The following is a 24,250-nucleotide window of genomic DNA, read 5'->3' on the forward strand; positions in this document are numbered from 1 at the left end:
CAGCCAACCTCTGCTCAAGTCCAACTGCGGAGGCAAGGCACCCTCTCTACTCATCGAGACCCTGGCTTCCGGGTGAGCCAAGGCCTAAGGAGTCGGCCGCTGAGTAAGCTGGTCGGCGCGATCCAGGATCTCTCGCCACTTGGTTGTCTCCGCATCTTCATGGCGCTCCTTGGAAGCAGAGAGCACGCAATCGGGGAGGTTCCAGTGGAACGCCAGCATGACCCCGAGCGCATCATCCTCATCGCTGGTGGAGGTATTGATGTTCCATCCCAGAATCTGAGGAATCGTTCCAAGCCGATGGAGCAGCCCGACGAGGTACGCTTCTTCCGGAGAGAATCCTTCGCTCTGTCTCGCCAGCTCACGCGCATGCTCAGCACGCATCCGCCGGAACTGCCACTCCTCGGCATAGGTCTCAGACTCGGAATCAGAATCGTTGGGAGCGCAGACTACCTGGTGGCAACGGGCCGCGCTAAGACTCACGATGCAGTCTTCGATCCTGTCCGGCCGGCCATCCGTGGCACTAAACTCGCGCCCAACTGTTCTTAGAATCTGTAGTGTCGCGCCCACGTCGGCGAGGATCACTTCGGTGACTGCCTTCAGATCAACGACCGGGTCGTTGAGCAGAAGCTCAAGCTGCAACCTTGTCGTCGTCAGTATCGGCAGACCAGGAAGGATGTCTGCAACGGACTGCGCATAGGCATCGACAGAGTATCTTGGCGGGGCTGTCACACCACGGTCTCTGCTCTTCGGCTCGTGATGCATAGTGGAGTCTGTCCCTCTTACTGGTCACTTGCATATCGGCAAAAAACAGTCGACATTTCAGCGCCCCAGCAAGCGCTCTTTTGTGCGCTAAGTCGAGTCCTAAGCCATGAAGGGTTGAAGGACTTGCGTGACCCGCATCCCATAGTTGCCGTCGATGATGACAGCCTCTCCACGAGCTACGACTCTGCCGTCGAGGATCAACTCGATGGGCTCATCCACTTGGCGATCAAGCTCAACCACTGACCCGCTGGTCAACTCCAGCACCTCGCGAAGAGCGAGCTGTCGCTGTCCAAAGCGCAGCGTCACATTGAGCTCGACATCCATTACGAGATCGAGATTGGCCGCCTCTGCTTCGGCAACCTGGGGAAACACGAAGGGCGATGCCGCAGCAGCCTTGAGATCGGCGATGAGCTTCGCGCTCATGCAAAGATGGACCGCGACGCCGGACTCTTCGCCCTCGCCCTCGGGGCGGCAGTTCAGATGCAGCACTTGATGATCGCCGAGAACAGGGTTGTCCACCAACTCCAACTTGATGGAAACAGCCCCTGCCTTAGACAACGATTCTTCAAGCAGAGACACGCGGCCCTCAAGAGCGGACAATAGCCGGTTCTTCTGTGCCGTCGTATCGTCACTCACATCCCGGAACCTGAACCGCCCCAACATCGAGTAATAAACCCCGACGATCACATCCCCGGAACTCGCTCCACTGAAGCTGAAACGATATCCCACGGTCGCGGACGAGTCAGGCTTCTCGGACGACATCTCGTCGGCGGCCTTCACCTGCCACTGCGACGTAGAGCTATCGGATAGCGCTGTATTCAGTGCGCTGCGGAACGCCTCAGCAATCAATCTTGTAGACTCCGGCATCTCAGTGACCTGCATGGTTTAGCTCCTCAGTCTTCTCTGTTTCCTGCAGGCCTGTTTGGATACGCCGGCCCAACTGCATGGCTTTGTTGTTGCCCTGGCGGACGGGCAACGCTTCGTAGTAACTCTTTCCTTCGAGCATCACCTTTGCCGGATCGGATACAGCCGCCGACAACAGCAGCACGCTGCCCACTTCAATCGCTGCCACGTTACGCACCGGAACCCGCAGCCCGGTCAGTTCGCCGGCAAGTGAGAATTTGCAGTTGAGGATGCGCTTCCTGAGATCGGGCAACGGCTCAAAGCTCGAGCCCTTGCCGTTTGCGTAGTCTGCGCGCGTGCTGCGCACCAGGCTGCCGCCGAGCGGAGCAGGGAAAGCCATCGCAAGGGTACCCGTCATATTCGCCACATGAACGTCAAACTTGATATGCAGCACCTTCTCTGTCTGGGGAAAGATCCGGTGCGCGTAGTTCGGCTTAATGCACTTGCCGGGAGTAAGGGTGTACCCGGCAGCCTGCCAGACCCGCTCAATCTCAGCGGCAATTAACGTGCCGACGCCTTCCATGATGTCTTCGTCGATCTCGGTGACTTCGCGCACAACCTCAACCATCTCTCCTGTTCCGCCAAGCAGCAGATCGGTCATGGTAAACATCAGGGGATTGTCGATCTCAAGCAGCACCGTGTTGGAGCTCGATTTCGTTGCACACGGCAGCATGTAACCGCCAGAGACGCAGGCCAGCTTGAACTCGTCCATCGTCAACTGCTCCACCGAGGCAAACCGCACCTCGAGGCCAGTGCCCAGATAAACGTCCAGCGAGTTGGTAAGATAGCGCGCGACCAGCTCGTGCAGCGATGTGAGCGTGCGTGCGCTCTCATTCGAGAGCCGGCCCGCCGAACGAAAGTTGCACGGATGCACGGTCGGTCCGCTCGACATCGTGCTTGCCGGAGTTTCTTGCTTCGTCGCGTTCAACGTATGCTCCTGGCGCTCATCTCGACCAGATCATCGTGCGTCTTGGCCTCAAGCGAAGTTCTCAGCTTCAGCAGGGCTGCGGCGTGGATCTGCGAAACCCGCGAGATGGCGAGATCAACCACCTCGGCGACCTCGCGCATCGTCAACTCCTCTACGTAATAGAGAGACAGAATCAACTGTTCGCGCTCAGAGAGCTCGCTCACAGCCTTGACCAGCCGCGCCTTCTCTTCCGTCTTGCGATAGGCCTCGAACGGGTTGTCCCACAGGCTGGCTGCGGATTCAATAAGGTCGACCGTGGCCCCGCCTTCGACGGAAGAAGCGACCTCCTGCCCCACGATGTAAAGAGAGCTCAGCTCCTTCTGAACGTCGTTCAACGCGGCCAGCGTGATGCCAAGCTCTGCCGCAACCTCTTCGTTGCGCGGGGAACGTCCCAGCGAAGACTCTAATTTTGTCGTCGCCTCGCTAATCTCGCGGCCCTTCCTTCTAATTCCGCGAGAACCCCAATCCAGTGCGCGAAGACTGTCGAGGATTGCGCCTTTGATGCGGAACTTGGCGAACGTACTGAACTGGGCATTCTTGGTCGGATCGAAGCAGCGATACGCATCGAGCAGACCAAGCACCCCGGCGCTCACGAGGTCATCGAGCTCAACTTGCTGCGGCAGACGGTCCAAAATGCGCGATGCGATGTAGTGCACCTGCGGCAGCTCCTGCAGGATCATCTCGTTGCGAAGACTTATTTCGCCTGTCTCATCGGACAGATTCTTGTACACCGTGTGAGCTAACGCCATATGCCTCCCTCAAGTCCAAACGCCAATCCTGCGGCGCAAAAAACAACTTCCAGCTTCACAAACAAAGTCATCGAACAACTCCTACCGACTGCACCATCGTCATCGCCGGAATCTCGCTGGGTGAGATGACGGTGATCTTAGGCAGGAAGGGCTCCAGGAGACGCCGCAGATAGAACCTGCCCGGTGAAGAGCACAGCAGCACCGGTGGAGCCTCATTAATCTGATCGCCAAAGGACGCACGCAAACTATCTAGCACGCGGCGTGCCACAGATATCTGCAGGCCTGTGGAAGAAAGCTGCCCGGTCTGCCCATTCGCCGCTCGCATGCACTCTTCTTCAATCGACGCGTCGAGCGTCACCACTCTCAGCTCTCCCTTGGTATCAAGCAAAGGCCGTATCAGCCCCCGGCCAAGGGCCTGCCGCGCAGCCTCGACCAGCGCCACGCCATTCTTGTTGATCGCCGCAGTATCCACCAGCGCTTCAAGGATGGTCCCCAGGTCCCTGATCGAAACCTGCTCCCTCAGCAACTGCTGCAGCACCTTCTGCACTTCGCCCAGGCTCAGCAACTTCGGAATCAGCTCTTCAACCAGCTTGGGATGCGACTCATTCAGGCGATCGATAAGACGCTTCGTCTCGTGACGCGAGAGCAACTCATAAGCATTGCGCTTGATGAGCTCCGCAAGATGCGCAGCTAACACAGAAGTAGAATCCGCGACGGCATATCCGGCAGCGATCGCCTGTGCCTGCAGCTCCTTGCTGATCCACTTCGCCGGCACATCGAAGGCTGGCTCACGCGTCTCTTCGCCAGGTAGATTCGGCACGCCCGCCTCAGAGCTGATCGCCAACGCAAGTCCGCGGCGAAGCTCCCATCGAGCGATCTCTACGCCACGGATATAGACGACGTACTCGCCCTCACGTAGCGCGAGGTTGTCCGTAATGTGAATCGAAGGAACAAGGAACCCCAGTTGTTGTGCGAGATTCTTGCGCAGCGCCTTCACACGAGCAAGCAGTTGGCCGCCCTGCTTCGCATCGACCAGCGGCACCAGTCCAACGCCCACCTCGAGCATCAGCTCGTCGAGCTTCATCACGGAGTCCATCGACTCAGCCGCAAGCGCCGGAGCTCCACCAGGCTTGCCTGCCGTCAGAAGCGCCGGCTCAACCGCATCCGGATCTTCCGCAACCTTCTCGTCCTTGATCTTGTACGCGGCATACATCAGCCCAGCAGCTACGCTAAAGAAGGCGACCTTGGGCAGCCCTGGAATGAACCCGAGTGCCGCAAGCACGCCTCCACCGATCCAAAGCAGTCGAGGGCTGCTCAGCAGTTGCTTCTGCACGTTGACGCCGAGCGACTCCTTCGAAGCCGCGCGCGTAACCACGATACCGCCCGCTACCGACACAAGCAGCGAAGGCAAAATCGACACCAGGCCATCGCCAACTGTCAGGATCGTGTAGGTCTTCAGCGCCTCCTGAAAAGGAATGCCCTGCTGAAACACTCCGATCAAGAAACCGGCGATGATGTTGATCGCCATGATCAGAATCGTGGCCAGCGAGTCGCGTTGCGAGAACCTCGCGGCGCCGTCCATCGCGCCGCAAAACTCCGCCTCTCGCGATACATTTTCGCGGCGCTTGCGGGCCTGCTGCTCGTTGATGAGACCGGCGTTAAGATCGGCGTCGATCGCCATCTGCTTACCCGGCATCGCGTCCAAAGTGAAGCGAGCCGTAACTTCCGCAGTACGCACCGCACCATGACTGATGACGAGATACTGAATCGCGATCAACGCCAGGAAGATCACGAAGCCGACAACATAGTTGCCGCCAACGACGAACTGCCCGAACGCTTCGATGACCTTGCCAGCCGCCGAGGAACCTTCGTTCCCGTGCAGCAGAATGCGTCGCGTGCTCGCAAGATCGAGCGAGAGACGAAGCATCGTCAGCAGTAGAAGAAGGCTCGGAAACACCGAGAACTCAACCGGCCGCAGGATCTGCACAGCAGTCAGCAGCACCAGCACCGAAGCCGTGATGCTGACCGTCAGCATCAGGTCCAGCAGGATGCTGGGCAACGGCACCAGCATCACGAAGACCATCGACACCGCCGCCATCGGCACAACCCATTCACCCGAGGAAGCAAGCGTCTTCAACAAACCCTTTTTTTCACTCATCCGCGCACCAGCTCTCCGGACGCGTTACGGCTACGTCGCCGCTGCTCCTGCATTCTTACCTCTGCCTGTGCTCTGAAGACGATGACGAGAATATCCGCGACCGCCTGATAAAGTGCAGATGGAATCGAGTCGCCTATCTCAACCGTCTTATACAACGCTTGCGCGAGCGGCTTGTTCTCCAGAAGAAGAACGCCATTCTCCGCCCCGATAGCCTTGATCTCCTGCGCCAGAAGATTCATTCCCTTTGTGACGACGATGGGCGCGGGCATATCCGGCGTGTACCGCAGCGCCACCGCATAGTGGGTCGGATTGGTCACAATCACGGTCGCCGTAGCTGCCGCAGCAAGTGCCTGCTTCTTTCTCATGCGGCGCTGCATCCGGCGAATTCTACCCTTGCTTACAGGGTTTCCCTCGCTCGACTTGTGCTCTTCCTTAATCTCTTCGCGACTCATCTTCAGGTCGCCTTCCATCTTTTGCCAGGTCAACAGATAGTCGACACCGGACCACGCAATCAGGACCAGGCACGCCTTCCAGCCCACCTCGTACATCATGCCGCCGACAGTGGACATCAGCATCTTCAGTCCAAACGACGAAGCGTGAATCATCAGTCCCCAGTGCGAGCTCATGCAGTTCTCCGCGATCCATGCGATCGCTCCAAACGGCAGCAGAGACTTCAAAAGATTATTCAGACCTGTAACCGAAAAAATCTGGCCCAGCTTCGATGCAGGGTTGAATCGCTCGAATTTAAGCTGCAGCGCCTCGGGCGCGATACTGATCCCGCCCTGCGCCACACCGGCCGCGACCGATAGCAGCATCGCTGTCAGCAGTACAGGCACAATCCAGCGAAACACCTCGACCGCGCTCCAGAAGAAGATGGGACCGCCGCTCTGAAAGTCTCCGGTCGCGGCAGAGTCCAGAACGTTCCTATAGAAAGTCGTCCAGTGCGTCACCGCTCCACGGCACATCATCGCCAGCGCAGCTACGGCCCCAATGAGAGCAAGCACGCTTGGCAGCTCCTTCGAACGGGCGACCTGGCCCTGTTCGCGGGCCTTTTCCCGGCGTTTGGGTGTAGCTTGCTCTGTTTTATTCGACTCGGGCATAGGTCAGTGATTGTCCTGTGTCTGCGGCTGCGTTCGTTACTTTGCGAGGTGCAAGACCCGGTCGGCATAGCCGAGCGAGTTGAGAAAAAGGTTGCGAAACATATCCGGCCAATACTTCAGCGAGATGAAAAGTATGGACAGCCCCAGAAGACTCTTTACCGCTGGGCCAAGCAGCATCAACGGCAACTGCGGCGATGCCTTGCCCAGCAGCCCAAGCACGATGTCCGTCAGAAGCGTGGCCGATAAAACAGGCGCGGCGATCTGCACACCCGTCGAAAGAATCGCGGTTCCCGCACCCACCAGAGCCATCACCAGCGGCTCATTCAGCTTCGCTCCGCCCGGCGGAAGATAGGTGAAGCTGTTCCCGATCGCCCGCAGCAGCCACAGGTGTACATCCAGCCGCAGGAAGATCAGCATCGCGATCGAGTTGTGGAACATTGCTACGACCGTCGTATCTACCTGTGTGTTGGGGTCGAGAATATTGATCAGCGAGTACCCCATCTGGATGCTCAGAACCTGTCCGGCCATCTGCACCGCTTCGAAGACAACCTGCGTCGCAATTCCCAACGCGACTCCTACCAGCAGTTCGCGAAAAACCAGCATTGGCCACTCGGTCATGGGCAGCGCGGGCCAGCTGTGCGAGACCATCGGATACATCAGCAGCGTGAGTCCAAGAACCAGCGCCGCCTTGATCCGCGCTGGGATCACCGAGCTTCCCAGGAAAGGCGCGAAGAGGAAGAGCCCCGAGAGCCTCACGCTGATCGCCAACATCGCCTGCATCACGTCCAGGAACGGGATCTGGATCACTGGAGCACCTTCGAGAAGTCCGAGAACAGGCTGAAGGTGTAGGTGCTGAGATGACGCCACATCCACGGCATCAGGATGAACAGTGCAGAGCCTGTCGCCAATAGCCGAGGCACGCTCGAAAGGGTCTGGTCCTGAAGCGACGTGAGCACCTGCACGATGTTGACGAGGAGGCTGACCGCAATCGCGACCAAAAGAATCGGTGCGGTCAGAAGCATGACCTCCTCCAACATCAACCGCCCTAAAGTGACCACCGCATCTGCGCCCATTACTGAAAGCTCCTCATCAATGACCCAATCAACAGGTGCCATCCGTCAACCATCAGGAACAGGAGCAGCTTCAGCGGCGTCGAAATAACGACCGGCGGCAACTGCATCATGCCGACCGAGGTCGTAATCGAAGCCACCACCATGTCCACTACAAGGAATGGCAGAAAGAGCACGGTGCCGATCTGAAAGCCGGACTTCAGCTCCGAAAGAATGTACGAGGGCAGGATCACCCGAAAGGAAAGGTCTTCAACCTTGTGCGGTCGCGGCTCCTTCGCCAGCTCGAGAAACAGGTTCACGTCCTTCTCGCGCACATAGTGGGACATGAACATCCGTAACGGCGTTCCCGCCCGCTGCACCGCATCGAGAGGTGTGATCTTTCCATCCTGCAGAGGGACAACCGCCGTGTCGTAGATCGTCTGTCCGACCGGCTGCATCAGGAAGAAGGTCATAATCATTGAAAGCCCGATCAGGGTCTGGTTCGAAGGAGTCGTCTGCAGTCCCAGCGCCTGGCGCAGGAAGTGAAAGACGATCAGCAGACGGGCAAACGGAGTCACGCACAACAGCAGCGAAGGAATGAGCGTGAGGAACGTCATCAGGACGACGATCGTCCAGGGTGCAGACGTTCCGCCCAGCCCGTTGATCTGAAGTCCTCCGGGCCCGGCCGCGACGCCAGCCCCAGCGCCGGCCCCGTGCGCGACAAACATTCCAAGGCTCATCAAAGCGCTGTTCACTGCGACCTCTCATCTCTGTTGTTGTCATCAAGCTTTGTAAGCAGTTGAACGCCGCCCGCCGAACTGCCGATAAGGTACTGCGAGCCATCGACCATCACAATGGATAGAGTCCGCTTCTCGCCCAGCGATATCGTTTCGGCAACACGAAGCCTTTTTGCTGAAATCTGTTGGCTGCGTTTGCGCTCAACCCAGCGCCAACCAGCCTGCAGCTTTTCCAATACCATCTGCAGCGTGATCGCCCCCGAAGTTGCCGGGCGGTGCGATTCGCTCGCTGGTAAACCCGCCGCCACCTCTGTGATTCGAAGAACACTTGCCCAGCTCTGCTGGGTCTCCGCCGTTGCGGCGGAATTCGAACGCGTCATACCAGGTCCGTAATGCGTGCGGCAAGACGTTCGCCCACGACTTCGAATTCGGTCCATGCCATCAGGACTCCGTTAACATTGAGTGGAAGGTCCGTGCTCTGGTGGCAAGCCGTATGCACGAGAGATCCTGGCCGAAGCTTCAGCAGGAAGCCCACGGTGAAGTTGACAACCGGAACCTCCAGCCCAAGCGTGCAGGGTAGCCAGGGCAAAAGGTCCTCGGCGCTGCCGGGACGAACTGGCGTTGCCGTCTGAGCGGGGCTCGTTGTCTCGTGTTGGATCGGCGGTATAGATGCCACAGTGGCCACGAAGTTCCCTTCTTGTCATCGCCCCAACTACAGGAGCGACGACCGATTTCCTCTGCCTTCAACGAATCTTTCAGCGCTGGCGGATCGCGCGTTCCAATCGTCGAAGGACAAGAAGTTATCCGGGTTATTGCAACTCCGGTGCCAAAAGGAAACCAGCTCACCCACAAGTGTTATGTAGAGTGCGGGATGTTGGCCGACGCGGTGAATTTGGGCGGGAATCGTGATTTGGATCGACACTTCAAGTGCCCACTGAACTCAGGCGGCACGAGCGTCTCGCTCCGGATGATGCCGGCAGCGGCTCCCTGTGGAAGAACAGGGACCCGCTGCCTCTCATCAATTGCTCATAAAGCGCCAGACAGCCTCAATTAGCCGCTGATCATCGCGATCGTGGCCTCAGATACCTGCTGGAAGGTGGTGATGGTCTTGGCATTGGCCGAATACGCCTGCTGTGCCTCGATCATCTTGGAGAATTCAGCGGCGACATCCACGTTCGAGGCCTCGACCGAGCCACCCGTTATCGTGCCGCGGCCGCCGGTTCCAGCGACGCCGATCGAAGCAGCTCCCGAGCCCGGAGTTGCCTGGTAATCGTTGCCGCCAACCCGCGCCAGACCTTGGTTATTGGCGAAGGTCGCCAGCGCAATCTGACCGAGCGCGTTGGTTTGGCCATTCGAGTAAGTACCCTCAATGGTGCCATCGGACTGGATCGCGTAGCTCGTCAGGGTTCCGCTGCCCTGTCCATTCTGGGTCGCGGCGGTCGTGTTGGCAAGGTCGGTCTGCGTGATGGTCCCATTGCCATTCTTGTCCGTCAGATCCCAGGTCAAAGTGCTCCCGGCTCCACCGTCAGCGAACTGAGGGACATTGATGGAGATGCTCTGCACGTAGGTTGCTGGCGTCGTTGCAGGAGTGACGGGCTGAAGCTCGAGGTTACCGGAAGAGTCGAAGTTGAAAGTGCCCTGGGCGACAGTCCCATCGGCCACGGCCTCCGCTGCGGTTGTGGGTGTGGAGGGAGTGATGGTGGCCGAAGTGGTTGTATCGGTGACCGTACCGCCCAGCGCGAGAGTTCCACCCGCTCCGCTCGCAGGCCCTGACAGGGTGATCACGCCCCCACTCAAACTGGCTGTGACGCCCTCAGACTGCAACGTCGAGTTTGCATTGATAGCGGCGGCGAACTGCGTGACCGTAAGGCCGGCCGCGGAGACGGTGACGGGCGAACCGGACCCGAGCGCGATCGTCGCACTGCCACCGAGCGTATCCGTAGCAGCGCCGAAGGTATAAGTGGAAGTGGATTGGCTTGCCGGGGTCGCATTATTGGAGGATAGGTCTGCTCCAGGCAATGCTGCGCTGTAGCTCCAGGAGTTCGAAGCCGTCTTGGTATAGGTGACAGTAAGGACATGCTGAGCACCCAAAGAGTCATAAACGGGTGTTGTGCTGGAGAACGTTGATCCAACAGCGGCAGCGGAGTTCAGATTTGCCGTGATCTGAAACTGTGATGTGGCCGTGGCCGGGATGACGGAGCCAAGAGCGACCTTCAGCGGCTGAAGCGCACCCGTTGTCGAAACCACACCATTCGTCGCTCCATACCCAAGCACCTGCTCTCCGGAGGGCGAGGTCAGGAAGCCATCAGCATTCGCGGTGAAGTCTCCAGCCCGCGTGTAGGTCGGAGCTCCATTGGTTCCCTGGACCACGAAGAATCCATTGCCCGAGAGCGCCGCGTTCGACGCGATGCCCGTCGATGAGATCCCGCCGTCGGTAAAGTCCGAGTTGGTCTGCGAGGCGGTCACGCCCAGCCCGGTGCTGATCGGGTCGTTGCTTTGATTCACGAGGCTGCTCTGCGCGAACAGGTCACTGAAGGAGACGGTCTGGTCCTTGAAGCCGACCGTATCCAGGTTGGCGAGGTTGTTTGAGACCGACGTAAGCTGGTCCTGGCTGGCGATAAGACCTGAGAGAGGAACACCGAAGAATGCCATTGTTATTTCGCTCCATTTGCAAAGTTGAGGGTTGAGAGATCTAAAGCCTTGGTGGGATCAAGCGAGTTCTGCGTCGCGTTCTGGATAGCGTTCGTGCTCTGCGTGGAGTTCAACAACTGGTTCCGAGCCTCCACTTGAGCGGCGGAGCCGCTCGCCGTGCTTCCGGTCGCGCTGGTGCTGTCCCCAGTCGCTGCTACGCTCTTTCCTGTGGCCGTGCTCGAAGAGCTGGTCGCGGTCGAAAGCGTCTGGTTGATGCTGATGAGCTGGTCAAGCGAGTTCAGAGAGATCATCTGTCCCACCATCGCCGTCGAATCCACCGGCGCGGTCGGGTCCTGGTTCTGCAACTCCTTGACCAGCAAGTTGAGGAACGTTGAGCTTGTGCTCGAGCCGCCAAGAGCCGAGCTTGAACTGGTCGAAGAGGTTGTGGAACTGGTGGCCTTCGCCGTTGCCTTGTTCGTGGTGGACTGGGCGGTATTGACGATCGACGCCAGACTGATTGGAGATGTAGACATGTTGCCTCCGTAAGAACTGCGTTAGATTCGAATGTCCAGCCGCGACGTGCCTGCGGCCATGGATGTGGATGAAGACGTGAAATTTGAACTTGTCAGGGCGCTGATCGAACCCTGGATGGCGGCCGGCGATGTCCCCGTGCTCCCGCCCTGCGAGCGGCGATCTCCGCTCGACTGGTTGCCGCTAGAATCGCTCGTCGTAGAGTTAGCCCCGGTATCCCGAAGCTCGACCTTGGCCTGCAACCCGTACGCGCTGCCAAGCTTCTCTTCAATCGCAGGCAGATGCATCGCCAGCGCACTTCCGAGCGCAGAGTGCTCCATCGAAATCTGCGCCGAGAGGGTCTGATGGCTGATCGACGTATTGATCGAGATGTTCCCGAACTCAGCCGACTGCATACCAAGCCGCATCTCCGAGCCATGCACCGACTGGATAAGCTGCGCGCTGTTCAAAGCATGGGCCGCCTGCGCGGTCTCGACAGAGGTCGCCGGAGCAGGCAGAGCGGAACCGGCGGTAACGCTGGAATCCTGAGCCGCCGGGAGAGGAGTGCTGGGAGTCGCGGCTGGAGTCGCCTGTCCTGAACTCTGGGCACTTTGTGCGTTCTGTGTCAGCACCGCAGTCTCCAGCGCTCCCTTGACGTTGCCTACAACCTCTTTGGAGACAACCTCGGTTCCAGCAACTCGCGTCGCGATCGTTCCGTTGGTCTCGACCGCCGAGGAGGAGCTATCGTCACTCGTCACGCCGCTACGATTGATCCGCCAGTCAGAGGCTGTGCCCTTACCCTTGGAAGTGCCTGCGATCTGATTCGACGCACCCACCATCCCGCTCTTCCCTGCTGTCGCATTGAACGCCGCGGCGCTGGACGGTACGGTCGCTGCATCAGCGCTCTGTAAAACAACCTGCTGCGGAACCGCCATCGCGATCGTCTCCGCCCGCTGTGTCGCAGCCGTAACGGACGCCTCAGCTGGCTGAGGCGTGCTTACCGAGCTCGAATCGCTCGGAGTCGAAGTTTGAGGCTGGGCACTGGCAGCCCGTGACGCCGCGTTGACCGTATCGCCGCTCTGAATCGGGGCAGCACTCGCCGGCTCTGAGTTAGGCTTCGGAGCTGGCGTGGCAACCGCTGCGTTCACAGGAAGGGCTGAACTCACGTTCGCGCTCGTCTGCTTCACACTGGCGCTGTCATTGGAACCGCTCTTGGGTGTGATCGTGACACTGTTCGTGCTCTGCCTGACAGGGGCGTTGGCTGTCACCGAAGGAGCCACCATCGCTTGAACCGGAATCGATGAAGCCGTCTGTACCTGTGCCGGGATCGAAGAAGTTGCCTGCGCCGATGCCGGGATCGAAGAAGTTGTCTGAACCGGTGCTGGGGTCGAAGAAGTTGTCTGAACCGGTGCCGGGGTCGAAGAAGTTGTCTGCGTTTGCACAGGAGTTGCGACGGTCGCATCGGCCGGCGCAGGAGTCGCAACGGCCGCTTTTTCCTGAAGAGGCGCCACAGAGACTGGCTGCGCATGAGCAGGAATCGCCTGCGGCAACGTCACCATATCCCTCACAGCCGCCACATCGGAGCTGACCGGAACACCAGTCTTCTCGTTGTTAGCCACCGGTGTAACCGTGCTTGCCGGGGTCGCATCGACAAGGTTGTTCTTCGTCGCGCTGGAAACGCTAACCCTTCCGGCGACGGCGTCATCAAAACTTGCGGTGCTGATAGCCGGAGCGGCGGCCTTCGATTCACCGGTAACGACTGCCTTTGCTGGGACGCTCTCAACAGACGCGGTGTGGATCACGGGCGTCGCTGCAGTGGTTATGGGTGTTCCTGTGATTACGGATGTGGGCGTGGCTACGGATGCGGGTGTGGCTACGGGTGTAGGTGTCGTTACGGATGCGGGTGTGGGTATGGATGCGGAGTTGCTCTGCGCTGCGCGGTTGCTCACCGCGCTGCTGGCAGAGTCTGCTACGTTGCTTGATCCCGCGATCTTCGGCAGTGTGACCGGAGCTGCTGGCTTCGTCACGACCACCGAACCCGCTGCGCCGAACAAGGACACTGCCTTGGCGACAGACGACTTCAGGTCGGAGGCTGTAGTCGAGGGATCCACGCTGTCCTTCGCCGAAGAACCACTCTCCTGCGGAACTACAACCTGCGGAATTATCGGGACGACCTGTACTGCTGCACTCACCGGAACACTCTCGCGTACCGAGGGCGTTGCTACAGAAGGATCAACGCTGTTCGATGAAGCATTCTTCTTTTCGCTCTCCGGGCTCGATGTCTTCTTTGTCTCGACATTCTGTGCCTTTACGAGTCTTGCATCCCCATTGCCTGCTGCAGCGGCTACCGTGGCTCCAATTACGGCAGAGAAGCTGCTCTGGAGACTGCCCTCGCTGACGTCGGCCGCACTCTGCTTGCCGGTCGCTTCGGGCACTGCGCTCATCAATTGGCTTAGTATCTTCACGTTTATTGTTATTGCAACGCTATGGCCAAACTAAAAAATCTTGTACCACTTATCTAAGTGCTTGATTTTTTGATGACTTACTATCTATGTCACTTCTATCACTTCATTTATTTCCAGAATATCTAGGCAACGTTGCCTACTTTGCCGGGTAACACTAGGCAAACCTTGCCTACTTGAAAGCCCGGCGCGAAGAAAAGTTATCGTCCATCACGCCTTGTTCCTTCTTCGCCAGCTCTTTGTAGAACAATTCCTTCTGATCGCCGCGCATCTCCGTAAGCACCTCGGCTTTACGGTGCGCGTCCTGGTAGATCTTCATCTGTTGATCGCGCAGCGTCTCCAGCTTCGCAAGCTGTGCGCGGCCGCTCTCTTCGAGACGCTCCACCACACGCACCTGCTCATAGGAATTGAGCAAGTCAACGGCTGAAGTGGATTGTTGAAGTGCTTCTTCGCGCATGCGAAAGAGCCCCTCACGCCGCGCCGCCAGATCAGCGAGCGACTGGCGCGACTGGACAATCTGTCCCTGGATCTGGCCCAGCAAACGCTCTTCACGCTGCTCGGCGATCTCTCTCAGCTTCAGCAAAGTCGCGAGTGAGAATCGAAAGGCCATGTCAGTTCGGGACGCTCATCAGTTGCTGCAGCATCTCCGCAAATCCCGGAGTTTCAGTCGAACTCTGGTTGAGGAAGCGGTTCACCTGCGGCAGCACCTCGACCGCGCGATCAAGCACCGCATCAAACCCCTTCTGGTAGGCACCGATGCGAATAAGATCTTCCGACTTCGCATACGAAGCTAGCAGAACACGCAGAGCGCGGCTCTTCGTCATATGCTCGGGCGATGTAATCGACGGCTGCAGACGGCTCAAACTATCAAGCACCGATATCGGCGGATAGTGGTTCTGCAACGCCAGGTTACGGTCGAGAATGATATGACCATCGAGCAGCGACCGCACCGTATCCACCACCGGGTCCTGTTGATCGTCACCTTCCATCAACACTGTGTAGAAGGCCGTTATGCTTCCCTTGTTGAAGTTTCCCGCCCGCTCTACAAGACGTGCCAGCACATTGATCACCGAGGGCGTATATCCCTTGCTCGTCGGCGGCTCCCCCGCCGCCAGGCCAACCTCGCGTTGCGCCATGGCAAATCGCGTCAACGAATCGACCACCAGCAGCACGTTCTTTCCCTCCGCCGCAAAGTGCTCCGCAATCGCAGTAGCAGCGAGCGCCGCGCGCATCTTCAATAGCGGCGACTGGTCCGATGTCGATACAACCAGAATGGCGCGGCTGCGTCCTTCTTCGCCAATCACTTCGAGAAACTCCTGAACTTCGCGGCCACGTTCGCCGATCAGCGCCATCACCGTCATGTCCGCCTCGGTCCCGCGAGCCATCATCCCCAGTAGAGTGCTCTTACCCACGCCGCTGCCGCCGAAGATGCCCAGCCGTTGACCTCTGCCGCAAGTGATGAAAGCATCGATGGCTCGAACACCGCAACCGAGGGGGCTGCGAATCGGCGTGCGGTCCAACGGCAACGGAGCGCTTCCATCCACCGGCATCGATCGCCGTGCCGTGTAGTTCCCAAGCGAGTCGAGAGGCTCGCCTGTGCCATCAATCACGCGGCCAAGGAGCTCTGGTCCCACCCGGATCGATGGCCGCCCGCCGGTCGCAACAATCTTGTCTCCATAGCGAATCCCTCGCGGCAACTGGAGCGTCATCGTCAACATCACCGGCCCGCGAAAGCCAACGACTTCGCCCGTATAAACACGGCCGTCTAGCGTTGTGATCTCGCACTCGTCGCCGACCGAGCAGAAGGGTCCTTCGGACTCGACAAGATTCCCAACCACCTGCAGCACGCGACCGCTCCAGCGCAGGCTGCCTGTCTGCTCCAGTTGATTGAAGTAGGGCGAAAGGGGTGTCGGCATAGGGTCTAGGGCTTCTGCGCAAGGACGTCGAAGAACCCGCGCTCGACTTCCTTTAGCTGCGCATCAAGGCTGAAGTTCACCGTGCCAAGCTCAGTCTCAAGCACACAGTCCCCGCGCTCTAGGTCGGCATCCTCAACCACTCGTGTCTCGAGGTTGATCGCGAGCGACGCAACATGGGAGCGCCACTGGTTCGCCTGCTCTGGCCGTACACGGATCGTCGCGGTCGAACCTTCCTTAAGCTGACCCAGAGCAAGATGAACGATAGCCGAAAGAAGCATCGGATCGACCTGTGCCTCGCGATGAAGGATCTTCCCCGCGATGGCCAGCGCCAGTTGCACGACCTCGGCTTCAACCCGGGAGAAATAGACCTTTTGAGACTTCTCAAAGTCGGCAATCGCTTTCATCACGCGCTGATGTTCGGCGTCTAACCTCTGGTCGAAATCAAGCTGCATCGCAGCCTGGGCCGCGGCATATCCTGCTGCTCTCTCAGAGGCCAGCCGATCGTTCAGACTCCGCTCAGTGAGACGGACCTCGGGCTCGGTAGATGCTTCCTGTCCTTCAAACTCAGCTGCCTCGGGACTCGGGTCATCCGTCGAACGATAGAGGAAGCTGGACACATTGACCGCAGAGGCTGCCGGAATTACCGGGACCTTAGAGAACATATTCATCTGCTCCCTCGCTCTTCAAAATCATCTTGCCTTCAGCCTCAAGCCTGCGGGCGACAGCGACCACTTCCATCTGCGCCTTAGCTACGTCCTTGCTGCGAACGGGGCCCATCTGGTCGGCCTCTTCCTTCAACATCTCGATCGCGCGAGAGGACATCGTGGAGAAGAAGTGTTCCTTCAGAGTCTCCGAAGCGCTCTTCAATGCCAGGGTCAAGGTCTTCTTATCGACGGCGCCAGTGAGTGACCGCAGTTGAACCTCTGAGACCTCGAGGAAGTCCTCGAAGGTAAACATGAGATCGCGGATGCTCGACGCGAGAGTCGCCTCTTCGCGCTCGATCGCCTCTAGGATCTCTCCGGAGGTCGTCGCATCGATGTTGTTCATCAAGTCCGCGACGCTCTGGAAGCCCGAGTACGTCTTCTTCTTCTGGTCGCCGACGGAACGCAACCGGCGGTTCAATACGATGGCAACCTTCTCCGCCATTGCCGGAGAGAACTGCCGCAGATTCGCCAGACGCCGCACCGACTCCGCGCGTACCGGATGTGGAAGGCACATCAGAAGCGCCGACGCCTGCTTCGTCTCAAGATGGCCGAGGATCAGCGCAATAGTCTGCGGATGCTCGCCTTCAAGGAACCGCGCCAACTGCTTGGGATCGACCCGCTGAAGTGACTCAACGCGTGAAGAACTTGTCTCCTGCGCCCGCACCAGCCGCTGCACCATCGTCTGCGCGCCGTTCTCGCCGAATGCCTTGACCAGCATGCGCGTCGCCACTTCACGGCCACCAGACGAGATATGTTCGGACGCGATGGCCATCTGCTGAAACTCCTGCAGAATTTGCAACGATACCTCTTTCGGTATCGAGCCCAGCCGTGCGATCTCGTGCGTCAGTCCCTGCAGATCCTCCTCAGTGAGGTGGTGGAAGATCGACGCCGCAGCTTCTTCGCTCAACATGGTCATCAGGATGGCCGCCTTACGCGTTCCTGACAGGTTGTGAATGTTGACGTCTGGGCTCACTTGATCTCCTCCCTGAGCCACGCTTGCAGCAGGCGCGCGCTCTTGGCCGGCTCTGCTTCTACCTGCGCCCCAAGCTGTTCACGCAGTTGTCGCGCAGCGCTCACGCTGGTTGGTAGAGCTGGAACGGGTGACTCGGCTGCAGCCAACACAGGCTGCGTTGGCATCTGGACGACTTGTTCAAGAACCTTCTTCTGCATAGGTCGGATCATCAGGACATAGGCCATCAGGAAGAGGATCGCCAGCATCGCGTAGCGGACGATCGAGGAGTAATCCGATAGCCCCTTGCGCGCCTGCTCGAAGACGGTGGCCGGCGTGCGCTCGTCGGGAGCGGCAGAGGCGAAGGAAAGATTCTGTACCGTGATCGCGTCGCCGCGAGCCGTGTCGAGCCCGATCGCATTCGTGGCCAGCGTCTGAATCTGTTCCAGCTCCTGCGGCGTGCGCTTCGTGCGCACTTCAGTCCACTTGCCGTTCTTCTCCAGCTTGCGCGTTACCGCGTCATCCACCAGCAGCGCCGCGGTGATGCGCTTGATTCTGCCCGCCGGCTGCATTGAGTGCCGGCTGATCTTGTTCACGCCGTACGTCGCGCTTTCGGTCTTCGATACCTGGGCGTTGCTGTCGTCTCCGTTCGTCACGGGAACATTGGGCAGCTTCTGCGGAACATTGCTGGTCGTTCCCGGAACGCCACCCACGGCGACCTTACCTCCGCCTGAAGACTCATCCGAGCGCTGAATCTGCAGCGTCGCACTGACACTGGGATCGTACTTCTCCAGGTTCTCTTCCATCGTGCTCGGGTCGTACTCCACATTCACACTTGCGCGAATGTGGTCCGCACCCACAACCGGGCCCAGCGTTGCGATCAGGCGCTGCGACAACTGCCGCTCTGCTCCATCGTCGCCACCCGCGTCTCCGCCAGTATTCAAAGCCAGGTTGGAGTCGGCATCGATGATCGAGACATCGCTCGGCTTCAGACCCTCCACAGCGCCTGAAACCATGCGTTGAATCGACGCGGTCTCGTCATGCGTCAGACCGCCTCTCGCCAGCTTCAGCGTGACCGAGGCCTTGGCTCCGCGCTCCCGGTCCACGAATACCGAATCAGTAGCCATCACCAGGTGGACTCGCGCGCTCTTCACGTTCGCAAGCGTCGTAATGGTGCGTTCCAGTTCGCCTTCGAGCGCCCGCTGATAGTTCACCTTCTCATCAAACTCGGTCTGTCCCCAAGAGACCTTGTCGAAGATCTCAAAGCCCATGCGGCCAGAGTGGGTGGGGCTGCTTGAAGAAATATCCAAACGCGCCGCGTCGAGCTGATCAGAAGGTACACTGATGCTCTTCCCATCCGCGCTCAGTTGATAGGGAATGTTCTTCGACTTCAGCTCGGCTGAAATCGTCTGCGCGTCAGCCGTCTCTAGTCCGCTCATTAGCGGCTTGTAGTCCGGGGTGGACATCAGATTTGCGAACAGCCCCACAAGGCCCACCGTGGCAACGGCCCCCGCGCCCAGCATCAGCCGCTGCTTCGGGGTCCGTGTCATCCAGAACTGCTTAAGCTGGGCGAAAATTTGACTCGTCTCTGCCATATGTTTTCTTAGGTGTCCCGGTTGCTAAAGGCGATCAGCTAAAACTGCATCTTCTCGATGTCCTGGTAGGCGGTCACGATCTTGTTCCGCACCTGCATCATCAGTTGGAAGGCGACATCAGCCTTCTCGACCGACACCATCACCTTGCTCATGTCGGCGTTGCCGCCCTGCAGCAGCGTACCCACTTGGTTGTCTGCAGTGCTTTGAAGATTGCTCACCTGGTTGATCGCGCCCTTCAGCACATCGCCAAAGCTGCCGCTGTCGCTGCTGGAATCGAGGCCACCGGCCAGAGAGTTGAGACTTGAGGGCAACGAGGTCAAAGGACCCACACCCATTGGCATTCCGATGCTCATCTTGATAGCTCCTGAAAATTCAAAACTGCTTCTTCAAACTGGGTTGATTGAAACTAACTCTTGAGAATGTCGATAGACTGTTGGATCATTTGCTTCGCCGCAGCAACCGCGGAAGCGTTCAGTTGGTAAGCACGCGTAGAACCCATGAGGTCCACCATCTCCTGCACCGGGTTGATGGCCGGATAAGCGACGAAGCCGTCCTTATCAGCATCCGGATGACCAGGCTCATAGCGCATGACCGGAGGCGTCGGGTCATCAATTACTTGCGAGACGCGCACCGTTCCACCCGTCTTGGTCAAGCCGCCGGCGCTGGCAAAGGCGGTCTGAAACGAGCTGTTGCCCTGCGAAGCGAAGACAACTTCCTTGCGGCGGAAAGGTCCTCCGTCATCGGTGTGTGTCGTCTCGGCGTTCGCCATGTTCGTGGCGATCACTTCAGAACGCTGGCGCTCCGCCGAAAGCGCGGACGCACTGATCTTCAGCATGTCAAAAGGACCCATCGCTAGTTACCTCCGTTGATGGCTTGCAGGATCTGGTGAAACTGTGACTTCACCATCTGTGTGCCCATCTGAAACTGCAGCTGTGTCTGAGCGAGCAGCGTGCTCTCGCGGTCCAGGTTGACGTTGTTCCCGTCAGGACGCTCGAGCAGGCCACTGACCTCGTTGACTACCGGCGAAAGCTGAAGCCCACTACCATCGCTCGCCTGCGCCAGCGCCTGCTTGAAGTTGATGTCCTTGGTCTTGTAACCAGGGGTATCGACGTTCGCCATGTTCGCTGCGATCGTCTGCTCGCGGTCTGTCGTTACCTCCAGAAACCGTTCGAGCGAAGTGGGAAGAAAACCGGTGTCTGCCATTACGCATATCTCCTTGGGGGAAGTCCATACTCACGAATTCGGTTGCGCATCGTGCGGATGCTGATGCCCAGCATCTCCGCGGCCTGCGTGCGATTACCGCGTGTCATCTCAAGCGTGCTCTCCAGGTGCGCCCGCTCCAGCTCGCGGATCGGAACACCGGGTGTTGCGACAGCCACAGGAGCCGCTGGCGCGATGGCCGAAACCGCCGGCTTCGCGCGCATCTGGAACTCCTGGTCAAACCTCGTCGCATCAAGCACCACGCCGGGATGCAGCGAACACATCCGCCGCATGAAGTTCCCCAGTTCACGAACGTTGCCCGGCCAGTTGTGCGCCTTCAACCGCTCGATGAAATCGGGGCTCAACACCTGAGCCTGGCCACGCATCCGCGCCGCGAACTTCTCCGCGAAGTAGCGGGCGAGCAACTCGATGTCCTCAGGCCGGTCGCGCAGCGGAGGAAGATCCAGCGGGATCACATTCAGGCGATAGTAGAGATCGCTGCGGAACTTGCCTTCATCCACCATCGACGCCAGGTCGACATTCGTCGTCGCAATTACGCGGATATCGACCTTCGTCGACCGCGTCTCGCCCAGCCGCTCGAACTCGCGCTCCTGCAGGGCGCGCAGCAGTTTTGGCTGCAAATTCAGCGGCATCTCGCCAATCTCATCCAGCAGCAGCGTCCCGCCATGCGCCATCTCAAACTTGCCCGCCTTCGCTGTCGTCGCTCCTGTAAACGCGCCGCGAGCGTGACCGAACAACTCGCTCTCCAGCAGATGTTCCGGGACCGCCGCGCAATTCACGGCGACGAACGGCTTCTTACTCCGCGGGCTCGCATCGTGGATGAACCGCGCTAGCAGCTCCTTGCCGGTGCCACTCTCAGCTTCCACAAGCACATCGGTGTCCGTATTCGCCGCCGCCCGCGCTCTCTGCAAAGACCGCAGCAAACGAGGCGAACGTCCTACCATCGCGCAAGCGTCCATCACTTCGCCTTGCACCACCGGGGAACTCTGCTGCATCACGCGTGCGGCTGCCTCTTCAATCTGGTCGAAGGCGATCGGCTTGGTCAGGTAATCAAACGCTCCGTTGCGCATCGCTTCAACCGCATCGGGAACGTTGCCAAACGCTGTCAGCAGGATCACCGCCGTAGATGAGGAAGCAGCACGCGCAGCTCGCATCACCTCAAGCCCGTCGCCATCCGGCATCCGCATGTCGCTCACGACAAGCTGGAACTCTCTGTTCTCCAGCAGCCGCGAAGCCTCGCGCACGCCGCTAGCGGTCTCCACGTCCCAGCCGTTGCGAGAGAAGTTCACCCGCAGCGCGGTACGAATGCCCGCTTCGTCATCCACAATCAGCACCGACGAGGAGTTGTTGATCATAGCGCTGGGATCTCCACAAAAAAGGTCGTTCCAATTCCACGAAGGCTGGTGACCCGGATCGTGCCGCCATGCTGCTTCACGATCTGGCTGCACACCGCAAGTCCAAGCCCCGAAGAGCTCCCGCCGATGCTGAAGCCGGCCGTGAAGATCTCCTGCAGATGTTCAGCAGCGATGCCACATCCGGTGTCGGAGAACTCAATGATGGCGATGTCGCCACTGCCCTTCGCCGGATCGCGATGCCGGCGGACCGTGACCCACACGCTGCCGCCCATCTGCGTATGCCGCAGCGAGTTGCACACCATGTTCAGCACCACCTGCTGCAGCGCGCTCGAGTTGCCGTGTATCCAAAGCCCCGCATCCTCCGCGTCAAACGCCAGCGAGATACCCACCTGCTGCGCAATCGGTCGCGCGAACTCCACGCTGCTGCGGATCGAAGCATTCAAATCCAGCGGCGAAAGTGAAGGGACCTCGCGGCCATGAAAGCTCAACACATTACTTACAGTCGCAGCCAGCGAGCGAATGCCCGCATGCAGGTGCGAGATCCACTCCGAAGCATCTTCCCCGCCCGCCTCAATCAAACCGGTAAACAGTTCAAGGCTCGCCAGCGGATTTCTAATTTCATGAGCGAGCGTCGTCGCTACCTCAGCAAGGGCCGTCGCCTTGCGTGAGCGCTCGCGCTCTTCTTCAGCCTGCTTCTGCAGCGTGACATCGCGAAGAATAAGGATCGCCTGCCGCTGGGCGCGATAGCTTCCTTCGCTGCCGTGAAGCAGATGACGCTCACGAACTGCCAGCCATCTCCTCGAGTTCAACGTCGTCTTGCAGAACTCGCGTTCCTCATCCACGCTCACCTGTTCACTGAGAAATCCGGATAGATCAATCCCTGAGGCGGTCGAGATGGCGTCGAGATGCTTCGGGGTCGTCTGCGGAAGATCGAGCAGTCTCCGGCCTTCAGGATTGATCATCGAGACCGAGCCATCCTCTTCGACCACCAGCACGCCGCACGGCATCGAATCCACGATCTGTTGCAGAGCGCCATGGACGCGTTCATTCTCCGCCAGGCTCGCCTTCAACGCCGAGTTGCGATCGGCCAGCTCGCGGCTCAGGAAGGTCACCTCAAGCTGCAACTGGCCGTAGGAGCTCTCGAGCCGCGCCGACGCCGCGATGAACTTCGTAAATGCCTCTGCCAGCAGACCCGCGTCAGGGTGCGTCGCGAGAGTCGAACTATTTATTGGCAGTAAATGAGAGAGGGTTTCCATCTACAACTATGAAATGCAACCCAAGGGCCAAACCGGGAAACTAGAGAAAAATATCCTTGGCCTTGATCTCATGCGAAGAGCCAGCCATGATACTGGCGCGCTCAATCACGTTCCGAAGCTCACGAACATTGCCCGGCCACTTATGCCGGCACAGCGCATCGATCGCCTCATCGGTCAGCGTGATACCAGGGCAGAACTTCTCCACGAAAAACTGCGCCAGCTTGGGCACGTCGTTGTCGCGATCACGCAGTGGCGCAAGCTTGATCGGAAAGATCGCAAGCCGGTAATAAAGGTCTTCGCGAAATAGCTTCTGCTTCACGAGACCCTGCAAGTCCGCATTGGTCGCCGCAACCACACGCACATCTACGCGCATGTTGTCGTTGCTTCCCAGCCGCTGCACTTCTCCCTGCTCGACAAATCTCAGGATCTTGCTCTGCAGCGTCAGCGGCATGTCGCCAATCTCGTCGAGGAAAAGCGTTCCACCCTGCGCTGCATGAATACGCCCAATCCGCGACTGCATTGCTCCTGTAAATGCGCCCTTGGCATACCCAAAGAGCTCCGACTCAAGCAGCGCTTCAGGAATCGCCGCGCAGTTGACCACAATGAAAGGAGCCTGCCTGCGCGGGCTGATCTGATGGATCGCCTGCGCGATAAGGTCCTTACCGGTCCCGCTCTCGCCTGTGATCAACACCGTCGTCTCACGCGCAGCGACCATATGCGTCATCGCGTAAACCTGCATCATCGCGGGCGACTCGCCCACAACTCCACGCAGCCGCGGCGAATCCTTCGCGTACCGCAGATACTCCACCGGCTTAGCGGCGGCTTCGACATCCGGCGTCTTAGCCTCCGGATTTAGCGCCGCAGCCAGCCGGCTCGCAAACGGGGAACCTGCGCTGTTCGGGAGCACGTGGCACGTCGCCGTGTCCATCATCAGGATCTTGAGTTGGGGAAAGCTCTGCTCGACGATCCCGCAAAACTCTGTAGGTAGCAGGTCCGGAAGCGCCGGATCAAGCAGCAGGACTTCAGACCCTGGCTGCGTGTGCAGAGACTCCAGAGCTTCAGCGCCACTGGTCGCTTCGTGCAGACTCCAGCGCATGGGCGCGAGTCGACCGCGAAGCCGGTCTCGAAAATTTGGGTCGCCGCTAACTAGCAGGACCTGCACGGCGCGGCTATCTGGTTGCCACGTGGGAGTCGAGAGATTGATACGGTTGCTCTCTTCCAGGGTA

The 24,250-nt window shown here is 59.1% G+C and carries 25 protein-coding genes; all 25 read right to left on the reverse strand.

The window, feature by feature from the left end:
- Nucleotides 1-84: 84 nt before the first annotated feature.
- Nucleotides 85-762 (reverse strand): HDOD domain-containing protein, encoded by a 678-nt coding sequence (locus tag OHL18_RS00620; RefSeq protein ID WP_263372895.1) that lies wholly within the window; start codon nucleotides 760-762, stop codon nucleotides 85-87.
- Nucleotides 763-861: 99 nt separating this feature from the next.
- Nucleotides 862-1,644 (reverse strand): FliM/FliN family flagellar motor switch protein, encoded by a 783-nt coding sequence (locus OHL18_RS00625; protein WP_263372896.1) that lies wholly within the window; start codon nucleotides 1,642-1,644, stop codon nucleotides 862-864.
- Nucleotides 1,631-2,593: a FliM/FliN family flagellar motor switch protein gene (locus OHL18_RS00630; protein WP_263372897.1), complete on the reverse strand. Its 963-nt coding sequence runs from the start codon at nucleotides 2,591-2,593 to the stop codon at nucleotides 1,631-1,633. Before OHL18_RS00630 ends, OHL18_RS00625 begins: the two co-directional genes overlap by 14 nt.
- Nucleotides 2,590-3,381, reverse strand: a complete 792-nt coding sequence (locus OHL18_RS00635) for a sigma-70 family RNA polymerase sigma factor (protein ID WP_263372898.1) — start codon at nucleotides 3,379-3,381, stop codon at nucleotides 2,590-2,592. Before OHL18_RS00635 ends, OHL18_RS00630 begins: the two co-directional genes overlap by 4 nt.
- A 67-nt stretch (nucleotides 3,382-3,448) precedes the next feature.
- Nucleotides 3,449-5,539: a flagellar biosynthesis protein FlhA gene (flhA, locus tag OHL18_RS00640; protein WP_263372899.1), complete on the reverse strand. Its 2,091-nt coding sequence runs from the start codon at nucleotides 5,537-5,539 to the stop codon at nucleotides 3,449-3,451.
- Nucleotides 5,536-6,639: an EscU/YscU/HrcU family type III secretion system export apparatus switch protein gene (locus OHL18_RS00645; RefSeq protein WP_263372900.1), complete on the reverse strand. Its 1,104-nt coding sequence runs from the start codon at nucleotides 6,637-6,639 to the stop codon at nucleotides 5,536-5,538. The genes flhA and OHL18_RS00645 overlap by 4 nt, the downstream gene beginning before the upstream one ends.
- A 36-nt stretch (nucleotides 6,640-6,675) precedes the next feature.
- Nucleotides 6,676-7,446, reverse strand: a complete 771-nt coding sequence (fliR, locus tag OHL18_RS00650; RefSeq protein ID WP_263372901.1) for a flagellar biosynthetic protein FliR — start codon at nucleotides 7,444-7,446, stop codon at nucleotides 6,676-6,678.
- Entirely contained in the window at nucleotides 7,443-7,754 is a 312-nt protein-coding gene (locus tag OHL18_RS00655; protein ID WP_317890453.1) for a flagellar biosynthetic protein FliQ, read from the reverse strand. The genes fliR and OHL18_RS00655 overlap by 4 nt, the downstream gene beginning before the upstream one ends.
- Entirely contained in the window at nucleotides 7,712-8,416 is a 705-nt protein-coding gene (fliP, locus tag OHL18_RS00660; protein ID WP_263372903.1) for a flagellar type III secretion system pore protein FliP, read from the reverse strand. The genes OHL18_RS00655 and fliP overlap by 43 nt, the downstream gene beginning before the upstream one ends.
- A gap of 23 nt (nucleotides 8,417-8,439) precedes the next feature.
- Nucleotides 8,440-8,805 (reverse strand): flagellar biosynthetic protein FliO, encoded by a 366-nt coding sequence (locus OHL18_RS00665; RefSeq protein WP_263372904.1) that lies wholly within the window; start codon nucleotides 8,803-8,805, stop codon nucleotides 8,440-8,442.
- Nucleotides 8,802-9,110, reverse strand: a complete 309-nt coding sequence (locus OHL18_RS00670) for a FliM/FliN family flagellar motor C-terminal domain-containing protein (protein WP_263372905.1) — start codon at nucleotides 9,108-9,110, stop codon at nucleotides 8,802-8,804. The genes OHL18_RS00665 and OHL18_RS00670 overlap by 4 nt, the downstream gene beginning before the upstream one ends.
- A gap of 365 nt (nucleotides 9,111-9,475) precedes the next feature.
- Nucleotides 9,476-11,077, reverse strand: coding sequence for a flagellar hook-basal body complex protein (locus OHL18_RS00675; RefSeq protein WP_263372906.1), 1,602 nt, complete (start codon nucleotides 11,075-11,077; stop codon nucleotides 9,476-9,478).
- A 2-nt stretch (nucleotides 11,078-11,079) separates the two neighbouring features.
- The gene (locus OHL18_RS00680; protein WP_263372907.1) at nucleotides 11,080-11,589 is read right to left on the reverse strand and encodes a flagellar hook capping FlgD N-terminal domain-containing protein; all 510 of its coding nucleotides are present in this window, start codon (nucleotides 11,587-11,589) and stop codon (nucleotides 11,080-11,082) included.
- A 21-nt stretch (nucleotides 11,590-11,610) separates the two neighbouring features.
- Entirely contained in the window at nucleotides 11,611-14,010 is a 2,400-nt protein-coding gene (locus OHL18_RS00685) for a hypothetical protein (RefSeq protein ID WP_263372908.1), read from the reverse strand.
- A 190-nt stretch (nucleotides 14,011-14,200) separates the two neighbouring features.
- Nucleotides 14,201-14,638: a flagellar export protein FliJ gene (locus OHL18_RS00690; RefSeq protein ID WP_263372909.1), complete on the reverse strand. Its 438-nt coding sequence runs from the start codon at nucleotides 14,636-14,638 to the stop codon at nucleotides 14,201-14,203.
- A 1-nt stretch (nucleotide 14,639) separates the two neighbouring features.
- Nucleotides 14,640-15,944, reverse strand: a complete 1,305-nt coding sequence (locus tag OHL18_RS00695; RefSeq protein WP_263372910.1) for a FliI/YscN family ATPase — start codon at nucleotides 15,942-15,944, stop codon at nucleotides 14,640-14,642.
- Between the two features lie 5 nt (nucleotides 15,945-15,949).
- The gene (locus OHL18_RS00700) at nucleotides 15,950-16,606 is read right to left on the reverse strand and encodes a FliH/SctL family protein (protein ID WP_263372911.1); all 657 of its coding nucleotides are present in this window, start codon (nucleotides 16,604-16,606) and stop codon (nucleotides 15,950-15,952) included.
- Nucleotides 16,596-17,621 carry a flagellar motor switch protein FliG gene (gene fliG, locus OHL18_RS00705; RefSeq protein ID WP_263372912.1) on the reverse strand — a complete coding sequence of 342 codons (1,026 nt, stop codon included), beginning with the start codon at nucleotides 17,619-17,621 and terminating at the stop codon, nucleotides 16,596-16,598. Before fliG ends, OHL18_RS00700 begins: the two co-directional genes overlap by 11 nt.
- Complete coding sequence (gene fliF, locus OHL18_RS00710) at nucleotides 17,618-19,192, reverse strand: flagellar basal-body MS-ring/collar protein FliF (protein WP_263372913.1); 1,575 nt, start codon at nucleotides 19,190-19,192, stop codon at nucleotides 17,618-17,620. Before fliF ends, fliG begins: the two co-directional genes overlap by 4 nt.
- Before the next feature lie 38 nt (nucleotides 19,193-19,230).
- Nucleotides 19,231-19,545, reverse strand: coding sequence for a flagellar hook-basal body complex protein FliE (fliE, locus tag OHL18_RS00715; protein WP_263372914.1), 315 nt, complete (start codon nucleotides 19,543-19,545; stop codon nucleotides 19,231-19,233).
- A 53-nt stretch (nucleotides 19,546-19,598) separates the two neighbouring features.
- Complete coding sequence (flgC, locus tag OHL18_RS00720) at nucleotides 19,599-20,042, reverse strand: flagellar basal body rod protein FlgC (RefSeq protein WP_263372915.1); 444 nt, start codon at nucleotides 20,040-20,042, stop codon at nucleotides 19,599-19,601.
- A 2-nt stretch (nucleotides 20,043-20,044) separates the two neighbouring features.
- The gene (locus OHL18_RS00725) at nucleotides 20,045-20,395 is read right to left on the reverse strand and encodes a flagellar basal body rod protein FlgB (protein ID WP_263372916.1); all 351 of its coding nucleotides are present in this window, start codon (nucleotides 20,393-20,395) and stop codon (nucleotides 20,045-20,047) included.
- Nucleotides 20,395-21,768, reverse strand: a complete 1,374-nt coding sequence (locus tag OHL18_RS00730) for a sigma-54-dependent transcriptional regulator (protein WP_263372917.1) — start codon at nucleotides 21,766-21,768, stop codon at nucleotides 20,395-20,397. The genes OHL18_RS00725 and OHL18_RS00730 overlap by 1 nt, the downstream gene beginning before the upstream one ends.
- Complete coding sequence (locus OHL18_RS00735) at nucleotides 21,765-23,024, reverse strand: sensor histidine kinase (RefSeq protein WP_263372918.1); 1,260 nt, start codon at nucleotides 23,022-23,024, stop codon at nucleotides 21,765-21,767. Before OHL18_RS00735 ends, OHL18_RS00730 begins: the two co-directional genes overlap by 4 nt.
- Nucleotides 23,025-23,064: 40 nt before the next feature.
- Complete coding sequence (locus OHL18_RS00740) at nucleotides 23,065-24,120, reverse strand: sigma-54 interaction domain-containing protein (protein ID WP_263372919.1); 1,056 nt, start codon at nucleotides 24,118-24,120, stop codon at nucleotides 23,065-23,067.
- Between the last annotated feature and the right edge of the window lie 130 nt (nucleotides 24,121-24,250).

The organism is Granulicella aggregans, from assembly GCF_025685565.1.
In the GTDB taxonomy this organism is placed as follows: domain Bacteria; phylum Acidobacteriota; class Terriglobia; order Terriglobales; family Acidobacteriaceae; genus Edaphobacter; species Edaphobacter aggregans_B.